Consider the following 13205-nt stretch of genomic DNA (forward strand, 5'->3'; position numbering starts at 1 on the left):
ATCCCCCCGCCTGCGGCGACCCCCTTAAAAATGGGGTAAATAGGTAAAATAGCCCCCCTTTTTAAGGGGGGTTGGGGGGATCTCCCGACAGTCACGCAAGTGGCGTGGGTTGGGGAAACAGATTTACGGCGTGAGGTAAAACCTCCCCTCCCCTGCGCTTAATTCAAAGTTCAAAATTCAAAGTTCAAAAAAAAGAATTCTTCATTTTGAATTTTGAATTGATAATTTTGAATTTGAGCGAAGCGAGTGGGGAGGGGTAAAACCAACGCAGGATAAAAAATTCAACGTTAAATCAACACCAATGCCTTCCGCTTACCTCCACTCATAATGACAGAAAAATACTTCTCAAACATCCACCAAGAGAATAGCAAGTCATTAAACCGAAGCTAATATGATGCTCAAAAAAATTGCCAAACCTCAAATCATCATGACTTCTTTTTTTGCCGTGGCATTTTTAGGAACCTTACCAGCCATAGCAGAATTGGGAACCGTTTGGACTGATTTTCAATTGTACACAACTGATTTTACAAATTATATTACAAACAATATTTCAGAGACTTTAAACCCTGTAGAACTTCAGACACAATCAGCAATCACAAGTTCATCAGGTGATCTCAATCTTCCTAATCCTAATTATGCTAGTCAGTATACTCGCGACCAGATTACTCAGTACTCTGTTTCGGATAAGTTTGAGAATAATCCAGCAGTATATGGTAAAGAGGTGAGTGGTGAAATTAATCGATATATTACCCGTGGTGCAGTTGAAGGTGTTTTCGGGAGAGATGGACAAACTCGGTTAAAAGGTAAGCTACAGGATACTGAGAACGCTGTTAAAAAAGTCAATGAATTAACTCGAAAAGCTGATATGGAAAACAATAGTGCACAACGAGAAAGCTGCATGTCCACTAATAGTAATGCCGGGATAACGACGATGGGGCAGGATCCCACCTGTGTGGTAACTAAAAGTTTATTAAGCGTGTTATATCAAAATTTCAGGCTTCAAGCAGATCAATCCAAGATGATGGGTGAAACCCTAGGAAATACAATCCAACTGCGTAATGACATACAATATTCCAACTTGAATTTAGCAGATATCTCCCAGCAAATGAATGAGGCGAATCGTGCCAGAAGAGTCGGTACATCGGCAGAAGTCGCACGACTTTTACGAGTCACTTCTCAAACAGATTTGTTTAGAAAAAGCGGTAACCCTCTTCCTTTACAAACTAATCTTGGTTCAGAAAGTAATCCTCCTGCTTCAGAAACTAATCCTTCTCCTACAGAAACTAATCCTCCTTCCTCAGAGAATATCCCTTCTCCCTTGACAGCACCATAAGGAGCATTTCAAATGTGTAAAAACATAATTTGCCATTGCGTTAGCGCAGCGTGCCCGGAGGGCATACACAACATAGTGGAGCGAAGCAATCACAAAGTAGGGATGTTGCGATTGCTTCATTCCGCTGAGTCCCAAGGGGACACGCTGCGCGTTAGCTCTTAGCGTGCGCTTTGCGCTTACGCTTCATTCGCAATGACAAACACATTCTTGTAAAATTAGGATGCTCTCGCAGCATATAAGGAATCAAGCTCAAGTGATGGTGAAAAAATGTGGCTTTCTCATCTCTATATTTTTTCTCAACTGGACACCAGTAATGTTTTAACAAATGGTGTCGTGACTGCACAAACTATTGCTGAGGGTTGGGATAAACAGTGGATTGATTTATTACAAAATAACACGAAAAATAACTTATACGGTGCACTCACCAATTTAGGTATTTTCTTTGCCGTAGGAACCTTGCTTTTCTTCATGGCGCAATGGATTAGAGATGTCCTGAATAATGAATATTCTCGTCCTCTATCTGCTTTGATTTGGCCTTTTATAGTAGTCATCTTACTCGCTAATCCAGGCAATGGCACTGCATTGTCTAATTTGACACTGGGATTAAGAGATTTTCTCAACACAATCAATCAGCAAGTTGTAGAAGCAGCTGATGTCAATCAAACTTATCAGCAAGCACTGAATATGACTGTTGCTGAAGAAGTTGTTGGTGGTTTATTGCGTCCTTGTCAGTCTCTCACAGGTCAACAACAAATTAATTGTTTGATTAAAGCAAAAGAGAAAATAGATGTCCTCTTACAACAGTACAGAAATATATACGGTCTCCAACCTTGGATAGACAGACTTGAACTGAAAGTTAATCAGATAGTGATCACCACTGGGAATGTAGCAGAATTCAGTTTTAACTCTCTGTTGGGTTCCACAACTCAAACAATTATCAAAAATCTTTTAGTTTCCTTACAGTCTGCTTTTCAAAACTTAATAGAAGTGGCAATGTTACTGATAGCAGCTTTAGGACCTGTAGCAGTAGGAGGGTCTTTGCTACCAGTCGCTGGTAAACCTATTTTTGCATGGCTTACGGGATTATTGTCTATGGGTATTGCCAAGATTTCTTTCAATATTGTTGCTGTCATATCAGCCGCAGTGATTGTGAATGGTCCTGCACAAAATCTCGATGCTGATCCAGACTTAATGTGGTTTCTGATTCTGTTAGGAGTTCTCGCACCGATTATGTCTTTAGCTTTGGCTGCTGCTGGAGGATTTGCCGTTTTCAACGGCATCAGCAATACTGCTGTATGGGTACAGGAAAAAGTTTAGAAAAGTACGGTTCGGATAAGATCCCCCCGCCTGCGGCGACCCCCTTAAAAAGGGGGTAAAGAGGTAAAATAGCCCCCCTTTTTAAGGGGGGTTGGGGGGATCTCCCTTGAGAGAAACAAGCTAATCGAACCGTATTGGGACTTGAATTATTAGCCGGTAAATTCATTTCCGGGTGGGCTATGGGGCTATAAAAATGAAATAACCCTGAGGTGACTAGCATTATGACCAAGTTATTACAAGAAAAAAAGTCCTCTATCAATCTTTTAACGCTCTTTGCTATTTTTACCTTCAGTCTACATTTATTGGCAGCAATTTTCTTATTATTTGAAGGTTTACGTATCTACGGTCTCATTCATAAAAAACCTCTGACGTTTGTCCAACTTGTTGATGGTAAAGTAGTTTCTCAAACGGACACTCTTGAACGAGAACCGGAAGTCATTCGCCAATTTGTTGCTAAAACAATGGCGGCGATGTTCAACTGGTCTGGAACACTTCCACCAGCAACTGTTGAAGAAGCAACTAATCCGAAACTTGATACCGGAATACCTGTTAAGACTTTACAAGGTTTGACAAAAAAAGTTTCTACCAGTAGTTGGGTAGCGAGTTTTGCACTTTCAGAAGATTTTCGTCAAGGTTTTTTGGCACAAATTGCGGATATGACACCGCTAGAAATTTTTTCTCAAAACAATAAGCAAGCTTTAACAGGACAGTTAGTTATCCAACGAGTTTATCCTCCGGAAAAAATTGCGCCAGGTCAATGGCGAGTTGGTATGGTTGCTAATATTGTGCAGGTGAGACGTACTGACAATAAAAAGTTATTAACTCCTTTTAATAAGGATTTTTTAGTAAGATCTGTAGATTCTTATGGACATCCTCTATCAAACGGTCTGACTCCATTGCAGAAAGCTGTCTATAGTGTCCGCGCCCAAAAGTTAGAAATTTACGAAGTCAGTGATTTCTGTCTAACCAATGGCTATGATTCTTCGTCAAAAAGTCAGTCTCAACGCTGTGGAGATATTCTTAATTCTGGTAGCTTTACACGATAGGTAGAACAAGATAATGCTATTTAATCAAAAAAATAAGAAAAATAATTTTCTGCCTGTGTTCGTTGTCGCAACATTTGGGTTGAATGTGTTAACTATATTGTTGCTGATGTTTCACCAGTCTATGCTCAAAAGGCTGAGTGGTCAATTACCACAAAGTTTAGTGCAACTTGTTGATGGTCGTGCCATCACAATAGGTTCCCAAGAAAATTTAGAACGCAACCCAGAAACGATTCGGCGTTTTGTTGGTGAAACAATGACCATGATGTTTACTTGGTCAGACAAACAACCACCGCAAATAGTTTGGCAAGCAACTTCCGAACTTTTATCTGGTGATGCCAGACGAAGATTTGAAGTGGAAACGACACAGGGAATTCCTAAAAGTGTTTTAGCCAATCCTGGTGGAAATGCAGAAAGCTTATTATTGATTCGCAGAATTTCTCAACCAGAAAAAATAGCAGATGGTCTATGGCAATTAGAAATCGTTGCTAATCGCTTGATTTTCGCAGGTTATAATAGCAAAGACGGGGAGGCAATTCCTTTTAATAAGAAAATATTGATTCGGGCGTTAGACACACAAGCCATTTCTATTCCAAATGTAGAAAATCCTTTATACTCAGCAATATACCGTCTTAATGAAGCGAGGTTAGAAGTTGCGAATATTTGTGACATTCAACAAAAAAAATGCCCCTAGCGAAAGGAAAGACACCAATGAACAACCTACCGAACTCTCATAATTCCAATAATTCTAACAATAACAATCATAATAATCATAACAATCATAATAATTCACAGCCGGAATCTAACAACCATCATTCGGATGAAGTACAACCATCAGATTGGCATCAACGAATGGCTAATTTAGTTGGTTTAGAAGAACAATTTCCCCCATCTCATCCGGAAAGTAGTCCTTCAGAGACTGCTAGTAGTAATCCTGACGAACCACCACCTTCTCATCCATCCTCACAGAAAACAAAACAAGCATTGTCATCTAACCCTTTTGCCAAGGTAGGTGTGGTGGGTGCTGCTACCCTAAGTGTGGCTTTGGTAGCAGGTGCGTTTCTGACTCAACTGATGAGTGGAACAAACAAACAAGCGCCAAAGAATTTTCCACAAATAACTCGTAAGGAGAATGAATCGAACAAAATACAGCAATTAAAACCAGAACAAGAAATTGAGATATTAAAAACAAAACTAGCATTAGCTGAACAAGCAAAAGCTGTGAAATTAGCACAGCTTCAGTTAAAAACTGTAAGACCTACTCAAACTCAGCCAAAACCAACTCCAGCACAACCAAGAATTAGACCACAAACTGTCACGCGGGTGGTGATCCAAAGAGTACCCACACCAGCACAAACTGTTTACGTACCTCGTGTTGTCGAACGAATTGTCAGAGTTCCTCAACGTGTTGTAGCCCAGCAGCCAAAACCAACTTATACTCAGCCTCCTCAGCAGCAGACTCCTCAACCTATTCGGCAGACTCCTCAACCAACAGCTAAACCCTCAATATCTCCATCCTTTGAGTTATCAACTCCAGGATTAAAGCCATCGGAGTTAGCACAAATTCCCTTGTCTTTATCAATACCCACTCCAACAGCCACTCCCACTCCAACAGCTACTCCCACTCCAACACCAACCCTACCAAGAGTAACAAGTTCCCCTCCATCTACTTTGGGTTCTCAATTGAATTCCAGGGCTAGAGATAATGTACAAACTTTACCTGTTCCAAATCGGACAAATACAACAGCAAATCCTCAACAGACACCAGAAACAACAAACCAAACTACTCAGTATACTGGTAAATCTATTGCGGTAGGAACTAGTGCCAAAGCTGTGTTAGCAACGGCTATATTTGGGGAATCAAATAGAATAGGAAGTAATAGTAATTATAGTAGTAGTAATAGTAATAACAATAATAATAATAAGAATGATAGTCAATTTGTCGTGCGTCTACAGCAACCATTAAAGTCTGTAGATGGGGCGATCGCACTACCTGCAAATACTGAATTATTAGCTCAACTTGACCAAGTTTCTGAAACCGGAATGTTTAACCTAACAGTCGTTTCAGTTGTTTCTCAAAATAAAAGTAATCTCACAGAAACTCGCCTACGTCAAAGTGCAATGAAAGTTCGCGCACCTGGCGGAAGACCATTACTTGCCAAGAAATATCCTGATAAATCCGGAAAGATTTCAGGTATGGACACATTCATATTCGGTTTGGGAGGTGCTGGGAAAATAGGGGAGATACTTAACCGTCCTGAGACAAAGATTAGAACAGATCCTGATTGTCAGAACCAGCGGGTTAATAATCCTGGTAGTTATTATAGTTGCTATTATAACGAAACCATACAACCAAGAAACATCCCTGCGGGTGTTTTAGAAGGCGGAATGAATGCTCTTGTACCCCAACTTAACCAGCGTAACCAACAAGCAATCAACGAGATGATTCAAAAAAGTAACGTTTGGTATTTGCCAGCGGGTACACAGGTTGAAGTCGTTGCTAATCAAATAACGCGGTTTTAGAGGTTGTTTGAAAAGTCTAATTTATTCCTTGCCTTAGCGACTGGAAGTCGCGGCTATACAGACAAAACCCACCTTCGTGGGTTAAAAACCTTTAATTTTCCATTAGTCCACGGAGGTGGACTTTGCTTGTGTAGTAGCGAATTCTATTCGCTTTTCAAACATCCTCTTAGGTTATTGCTTAAAAATCGTTGGTTTTGGAAAATGTTGGGTTTCCTTGCGTCAAACGCCACTCGCCTCAAGCCGGGGAACCCGTCCACGGCGGTGGCTCCCCAACCTACTAGCTTCTATAATTTAGTTTGACATAAATGGCTATTTCTGCTATGTCATTGCTTTTTATATTAGTCGTTGGTAGTCATAGTCTGCTCATCCTGAAAATATGGCATAGTTGGGTTGTGAACCGTGGAAAGCTGAGAAATCAAGAAACTATAATTTAGAATTATTTTTTTTTAGGAAATTGAGAATTATCTTCACTAGAAGCTTCTGGTAGTAGTTGTTGACGTCCGTTACGGATGATTCGCAACATATCCTGAAGATTCTGCTCAATATTTTCTAGTACGCCGTCAGCGTAGTCATCAGCACCTTGTTCAACTGCTTCTGCTTCTGCAACAGCTTGACGCCGCATTTCCTCTATTTCTTGCTGACAGGCGCGTCGTTTGCGGTCAATTTCTTCAAGAGTGTCTTGCATCATCTGCTCACATTCTTGTTGAACTTGTCGCCGCAGTTCAGCGGCTTCCCGTTCTGCTTGTATGATAATGTCGCTTTCATCCAAGATTTGCGATCGCTTGGCTTGCGCTGCATCAACAATTTGTTGTCCATATTCTTCTGCTTCCAGGAGAATATCTTCCTTTTGTTGGATAATTGTTGCTGCTTCCTGAAAAACTTCAGGTAAAGAAAGCCGTATTTCATCAAGCTGATCAAGCAGCTTGTCTTCATCTACTATCGTGCGTCGCGTCAGTGGAATGTTGAAACCAGCAAGAATCATCTCCTCCAAGCGGTTGAGTTCCATCTGTATGTCTACACTTGTTGTTCGCGTAGCATCTGGATTATCGGATATTCCAGCAGGATACTCTTGCGGGGGAGGAGTGCTTCCGTTTTGATTTAGTTCGATACGGGATGGTTTTGGGCGTAGCATTGGTAAATATCTAAAGCAACGTGCGGGGGGACAAGATGATCAACAGAGCCACCAAACTTAGCAATCTCTTTCACCACACTACTACTTAAAAAACTATATTCATTTGACGTTGCTAAGAAAACGGTTTCTATATCATGAGAAAGGGTTTTATTTGTGTGAGCCATCTGAAGTTCTACCTCAAAGTCAGAAATTGCTCGTAAACCGCGCAATAGCACTTGTGCACCATGCATTTGGGCATACTTTACAGTCAAACCAGCAAAAGCGTCTACCTCCACATTCGTGAGATGTTTTGTACACAGACGAATCTGTTCTAACCGTTTTTCCACTGTAAACAGCGGAGTTTTGTTAGGATTCCGCAATACCGCGACAATCACTTGAGCAAACAAACGACTGCCGCGTTGGATAATGTCAAGATGTCCTAAGGTAACAGGATCGAAACTTCCTGGATAAATGGCAATCATGATCACAGATGCCTCACAGTTGTTTAGGTGATTATATCTAACCAATCGTGATTTGTAATAAAGTACGAGTTCTCAGATAGAAATTCAATATGTTAGTTTTTGTGAGCTTTAGCCCACCTACTGCCATAGTTTTATTTATCTACTTTCAAAAGAAAATTCTGGATAAATACACTACCTCTACTGCCTTTTCTACTCACAGCGATCTAAAATCAATAGTTTGGCTTTTGCAACAATTTTTGACTGTCGTTCCCGTGTTTCTTGTTCCCTGTTCCTTGTTCCCTGTTAAGAGTGTTTATTCGTAACGGGTTACAATCGCTGCCCGTAGGGCGCTGTTAACAAGCACAACTTAAATCTACATTACCTTTTTTTAGTCTTCTAGGTACTTTTACATGGCACTGGATATTTCCACCTTGCCCTTGGCATTTGAATTTTCTTCTCCAGGACCGATTCTGGTGAAAATAGGACCATTAACAATCCGTTGGTATGGCTTTTTGATTGCTTCAGCAGTATTGATTGGCGTTACGCTTTCTCAGTTCTTGGCAAAGCGCCGTAACGTTAATCCAGATTTAATTAGCGATTTATCAATTTGGCTGGTGATTGGGGCAATTCCAGCAGCACGGATATATTACGTTTTGTTTCAATGGTCAGAATATGCCCAGCACCCAGAACGCATTATTGCAATTTGGCAAGGAGGGATAGCAATTCATGGGGCAATTATCGGTGGTGTTACCGCAGCATTATTATTTGCCAAAAGAAACCAGATTTCTTTCTGGCAATTGGCTGACTTGGTGTCTCCTTCGCTGATTTTAGGTCAAGCAATAGGACGCTGGGGCAATTTCTTCAACTCTGAGGCATTTGGCAGTCCGACAAATGTACCTTGGAAGTTACATATTCCACCAGAACACCGTCCCCCAGAACTGGCTAATTTTGAGTTTTTCCATCCCACTTTTCTTTATGAATCTTTGTGGGATCTTATGGTGTTCGCCTTGCTGCTGACTTTATTTTTTAGAAGTTTGTCAGGTAAACCAGCTTTGAAAACGGGTACACTGTCTCTAGTTTATTTGGCAACTTACAGCTTAGGACGCTTCTGGATAGAAGGTCTTCGGACGGATAGTTTGATGCTTGGACCTTTACGAATAGCACAAGTCGTGAGTTTAGTAGGAATAATCTTCGGTTTAGCTGGGTTAGCTTGGCTTTATATAGCTAAACGTCCTTTACCAGATGTCATTTCTACCCCTCAAGAAGATAGACAGAGGCGGTAAAGGAATGGGGAAGCCACTCTTCCCCAGGTTTGTTGTTCGGGATTGGTGGTTTCGGGGCGGTATCAATACGGTTCGGTTAACGTTTTAATATTTTGAAGATCCCCCCAACCCCCTTAAAAAGGGGGCTTTGAACCCTCTTTTACCCCCTTTTTAAGGGGATCGCCGCAGGCAGGGGGATCTTAACCGAACTGCATTGCGGGCGGTATCACTGCCTCAAAGAGTTCTCTCAACCTCTAAGATTCTTCCTCTAACTTGTCTACCATCTCGCACAGTTCTTCTTTTGCATCTTTGGCAAACTGAACGCTGCTAATACTGGCAAGAATTCCTGCTCCTGCGGTGAGACTGGCTTCTGGTACTTTATTTAAATAAAGAAGCCCCACGCCAGATAATGTCATCATCGCAGATGCTGCAGTTACGCCTAAAGCAAGGTTGAAGGTAAGACGTGCTTGGCGTAGTAATTCTTCAATTATATTTTTTTTGATCTCTTGTGCAGCTTCATTATTGTTGGGTTGTGGTTTAGAAAAAATATTGAGATTCATAAGTTGTTGCCTTTTGTGGTATGTGTTGTGTGTTGATTGACTGGTAAGCGCAAGGTTTTTTAAACTTGCATATTCGTATTATGTAGAGGCAACAATTCAAATTCCAGAGCAGATAGGTTGATGTAGATTTATGATTTGCCCTATGTTTTGGGGCAGATAGGGCAAGTTAAGAAAACCTAACTGCCCTACACAGGTAAATTAAAGATTAGTTATCTTAGATCTTGTACCTCACTGGTGAGTACGCCTTGAACTCAAGTTCAAGGCTTATAGGCAAAGTCCGTTAAAACGGACTGAAATATATATTCAGTGAGCTTTAGCTTACTTGATCTTTGAGCCTAGAAATAAATTTCTAGGCGGACGAGAAAGCAGATGCAATATCTGAGCTATCACATTATTAAATACCTAGATTCATCAATCTCTTTTATCTATGTTGCAATCGGATAAGGTTCAATCTAGCGAGGAAGGCAAAATTAGACTCAGAAATGCTTACAAAGAAGCGGGTTTAACTATAGAAAAACTTGCATCTGAAGCACAACCAGTTTCTGTTGACACAATTAAACGTTTATTAGGAACCAAAGACTGCCCGAATGGGGTTGAAAGATGGGCAGTTCAAAATATTGCCAAAGTTTTAAAGATTAAACCAACTGATATTGTTGATCCAAAAGATTGGAATCCGCAGCAAATACCGCCAGAATTTGAACGATTAATCAAAGACAAAACAGAGTCATTTCGTGGTAGAAAATTTGTCTTTGATGCTATTGAAGAGTTCTTCAGCAATAACCCCAAGGGCTACTTTACTGTTGTGGGTGATGCAGGAATGGGGAAAAGTGCGATCGCCGCTAAATACGTATTAGACAATCCAGAAGCTATATGCTTTTTCAATATTCGCGCTGAGGGCATGAATCGCCCGGAATTGTTCCTGAAAAAAATCCGCGAACAATTGATCAGTCGTTATCAGTTGCAGGATGCAGTAGATACTGATTTATCAAGTTTGTTGACCAAAGCTGGCGAAAGAATTGGTGTTGGCGATCGCCTGATAATTGTTGTTGATGCACTCGACGAAGTTGACCAGGAATCCACCGGAAACCTTTTATATTTACCTACTATTCTTCCAGAAGGTGTTTACTTTCTGCTGACAAGACGACCTTATAACCAAAATGAGAAAAGGTTGAATTTTTCACCCAGCGTTTCCACCAAGGAATTGGACTTAAGAGACTACGCCGAAAGAAGTAGCCAGGATGTGAAAGAGTATATTTGGCTATTGCTCAATGATGGAGAATATAAACAGGGTTTGAGTCTGTGGATTCAAAAGCAAAATCTCTCTAATACTGACTTTGTGGAAGAAGTAGCCACAAAAAGCGAAAATAATTTTATGTATTTGCGCTGTGTTTTGCCAGCAATAGCTGAAGGTTTTTACAATAATAAACCTCTGGATGAATTACCTGTAGGTTTACAAGGATATTATGAAAACCACTGGCAACTCATGGGCATGACAACCAAGCCTTTACCAAAAAATAAAATTAAGATTATTTATGTTATGTGTGCTTTACATAGCGCTGCTTCCCGTGAAGTGGTTGCGAAATATTCTAAGCAGAATGATTTAGCTGTGCAGGAAGTTCTTAATGGGTGGGCGCAGTTTTTGCAGAAACAAGAAAATTATCAACCACCGCGCTACAGATTTTATCACGAAAGTTTCCGCGATTTTTTGCATCGCCAGGATATTGTGCAGGCGGCGGGGGTGAATTTACCAGGTGTCAGCGCTGAAGTTGCCGATAATATGACAGAAGGACTTTTTGGCTATGAGTAATCTTCGCGCCTGGTTAACAGAAAAGTCATCGGAAGAAATAGAGCATTTCTTGGGTGAAGTTCCACGTTTGTATTTAGAAGGTGGTCAAGTTAAGAAATTCTGCCGTTTTTTGAGCGATATTGACTTTATAGAAGCAAAAATTAATCATCCTGAATTTGGAGTCCAGGCGCTGATTGAAGATTATGATTTGATTAATGATGCAAAATTATCAACTCACCTAGAATACGATGCCCAAACTGTTGAAGCGCTGAAATTAATTCAAGGGGCATTGCGATTGTCGGCACATATTTTCATTCAAGATACAAAGCAACTAGCAGGGCAATTGTCAGGGCGTTTGCTGCACTTTGATGCACCAGAAATTCAAGAGTTGCTGCAACAAATATCGCAAACCAAAACAACTTGCTTGCGTACCTTGACAGCTAGCTTAACTCCTCCTGGTGGCGCGTTAGTTCGCACCCTCAACGGTCATAGTGACTCGGTTCAGGCAGTCGCCGTCACCGGTGATAATAAGTACGTGATTTCTGGTTCCGGTGACTCTACACTCCAAGTCTGGGATTTGCACTCTGGTCAAGAAAAGTTTACTCTGCGCGGTCACAGTGACTCGGTTCAGGCAGTCGCCGTCACTGGTGATGGCAAGTACGTGATTTCTGGTTCGCTTGACAAAACACTCAAAGTCTGGGATTTGCACTCTGGTAAACAAAAGTTTACTCTGCGCGGTCATAGTAACTCGGTTCAGGCAGTCGTCGTCACTGGTGATGGCAAGTACGTGATTTCTGGTTCGCTTGACAAAACACTCAAAGTCTGGGATTTGCACTCTGGTAAACAAAAGTTTACTCTGCGCGGTCATAGTAACTCGGTTCAGGCAGTCGCCGTCACTGGTGATGGCAAGTACGTGATTTCTGGTTGCGATGACTCTACACTCAAAGTCTGGGATTTGCACTCTGGTCAAGAAAAGTTTACTCTGCGCGGTCATAGTAACTGGGTTCAGACAGTCGTCGTCACTGGTGATGGCAAGTACGTGATTTCTGGTTCGCTTGACAAAACACTCAAAGTCTGGGATTTGCACTCTGGTCAAGAAAAGTTTACCCTGGGTCGTCATAGTGACTCGGTTCAGGCAGTCGCCGTCACCGGTGATAGCAAGTACGTGATTTCTGGTTGCGATGACTCTACACTCAAAGTCTGGGATTTGCACTCTGGTCAAGAAAAGTTTACTCTGCGCGGTCATAGTAACTGGGTTCAGACAGTCGTCGTCACCGGTGATAGCAAGTACGTGATTTCTGGTTGCGATGACTCTACACTCAAAGTCTGGGATTTGCACTCTGGTCAAGAAAAGTTTACTCTGCGCGGTCATAGTAACTGGGTTCAGACAGTCGTCGTCACCGGTGATAGCAAGTACGTGATTTCTGGTTGCGATGACTCTACACTCAAAGTCTGGGATTTGCACTCTGGTCAAGAAAAGTTTACTCTGCGCGGTCATAGTAACTGGGTTCAGGCAGTCGCCGTCACCGGTGATGGCAAGTACGTGATTTCTGGTTGCGGTGACTCTACACTCAAAGTCTGGGATTTGCACTCTGGTCAAGAAAAGTTTACTCTGCGCGGTCATAGTAACTGGGTTCAGGCAGTCGCCGTCACCGGTGATGGCAAGTACGTGATTTCTGGTTGCGGTGACTCTACACTCAAAGTCTGGGATTTGCACTCTGGTCAAGAAAAGTTTACTCTGCGCGGTCATAGTAACTGGGTTCAGGCAGTCGCCGTCACCGGTGATGGCAAGTACGTGATTTCTGGTTG

Annotated in this window: 10 protein-coding genes and 1 pseudogene; 8 read left to right on the forward strand and 3 right to left on the reverse strand. The window is 41.6% G+C overall.

Going from position 1 to position 13205, the window contains the following annotated elements; genetic code table 11:
- The first annotated feature begins 391 nt into the window (after positions 1-391).
- From AC5JM2_RS03450 to AC5JM2_RS03470, 5 genes are all read left to right on the forward strand, one after another.
- The gene (locus AC5JM2_RS03450; RefSeq protein WP_495833515.1) at positions 392-1333 is read left to right on the forward strand and encodes a hypothetical protein; all 942 of its coding nucleotides are present in this window, start codon (positions 392-394) and stop codon (positions 1331-1333) included.
- Between the two features lie 267 nt (positions 1334-1600).
- Positions 1601-2650 (forward strand): hypothetical protein, encoded by a 1050-nt coding sequence (locus AC5JM2_RS03455; RefSeq protein WP_495833516.1) that lies wholly within the window; start codon positions 1601-1603, stop codon positions 2648-2650.
- 221 nt (positions 2651-2871) lie between these two features.
- Complete coding sequence (locus tag AC5JM2_RS03460; RefSeq protein WP_495833517.1) at positions 2872-3696, forward strand: hypothetical protein; 825 nt, start codon at positions 2872-2874, stop codon at positions 3694-3696.
- Between the two features lie 10 nt (positions 3697-3706).
- On the forward strand, positions 3707-4387 hold the full coding sequence (locus AC5JM2_RS03465; RefSeq protein WP_495833525.1) for a hypothetical protein: 681 nt from the start codon (positions 3707-3709) through the stop codon (positions 4385-4387).
- A gap of 17 nt (positions 4388-4404) precedes the next feature.
- A complete protein-coding gene (locus AC5JM2_RS03470) occupies positions 4405-6216 on the forward strand; it encodes a TrbI/VirB10 family protein (RefSeq protein ID WP_495833518.1) in 1812 nt (603 codons plus the stop codon).
- A 436-nt stretch (positions 6217-6652) separates the two neighbouring features.
- On the opposite strand, the gene AC5JM2_RS03475 is transcribed toward AC5JM2_RS03470, so the two are convergent.
- Both AC5JM2_RS03475 and coaD read right to left on the reverse strand, forming a co-directional pair.
- The gene (locus AC5JM2_RS03475; protein ID WP_210612275.1) at positions 6653-7222 is read right to left on the reverse strand and encodes a DivIVA domain-containing protein; all 570 of its coding nucleotides are present in this window, start codon (positions 7220-7222) and stop codon (positions 6653-6655) included.
- A 95-nt stretch (positions 7223-7317) separates the two neighbouring features.
- A pseudogene (gene coaD / locus AC5JM2_RS03480) lies at positions 7318-7809 on the reverse strand (pantetheine-phosphate adenylyltransferase); the annotation flags it as partial.
- A 389-nt stretch (positions 7810-8198) separates the two neighbouring features.
- Here coaD and lgt point away from each other — a divergent pair.
- Positions 8199-9071 (forward strand): prolipoprotein diacylglyceryl transferase, encoded by an 873-nt coding sequence (gene lgt / locus AC5JM2_RS03485; RefSeq protein WP_495833519.1) that lies wholly within the window; start codon positions 8199-8201, stop codon positions 9069-9071.
- A gap of 233 nt (positions 9072-9304) precedes the next feature.
- On the opposite strand, the gene AC5JM2_RS03490 is transcribed toward lgt, so the two are convergent.
- Positions 9305-9610: a TRADD-N-associated membrane domain-containing protein gene (locus AC5JM2_RS03490; RefSeq protein WP_495833520.1), complete on the reverse strand. Its 306-nt coding sequence runs from the start codon at positions 9608-9610 to the stop codon at positions 9305-9307.
- 427 nt (positions 9611-10037) lie between these two features.
- On the opposite strand from AC5JM2_RS03490, the gene AC5JM2_RS03495 reads away from it, so the two are divergent.
- Both AC5JM2_RS03495 and AC5JM2_RS03500 read left to right on the forward strand, forming a co-directional pair.
- On the forward strand, positions 10038-11417 hold the full coding sequence (locus AC5JM2_RS03495; RefSeq protein ID WP_495833521.1) for a P-loop NTPase family protein: 1380 nt from the start codon (positions 10038-10040) through the stop codon (positions 11415-11417).
- On the forward strand, positions 11410-13205 hold a 1796-nt coding region (locus AC5JM2_RS03500; RefSeq protein WP_495833522.1), incomplete at its 3' end, for a hypothetical protein. The genes AC5JM2_RS03495 and AC5JM2_RS03500, both read left to right, overlap by 8 nt.

This window comes from Brasilonema angustatum, assembly GCF_059505445.1.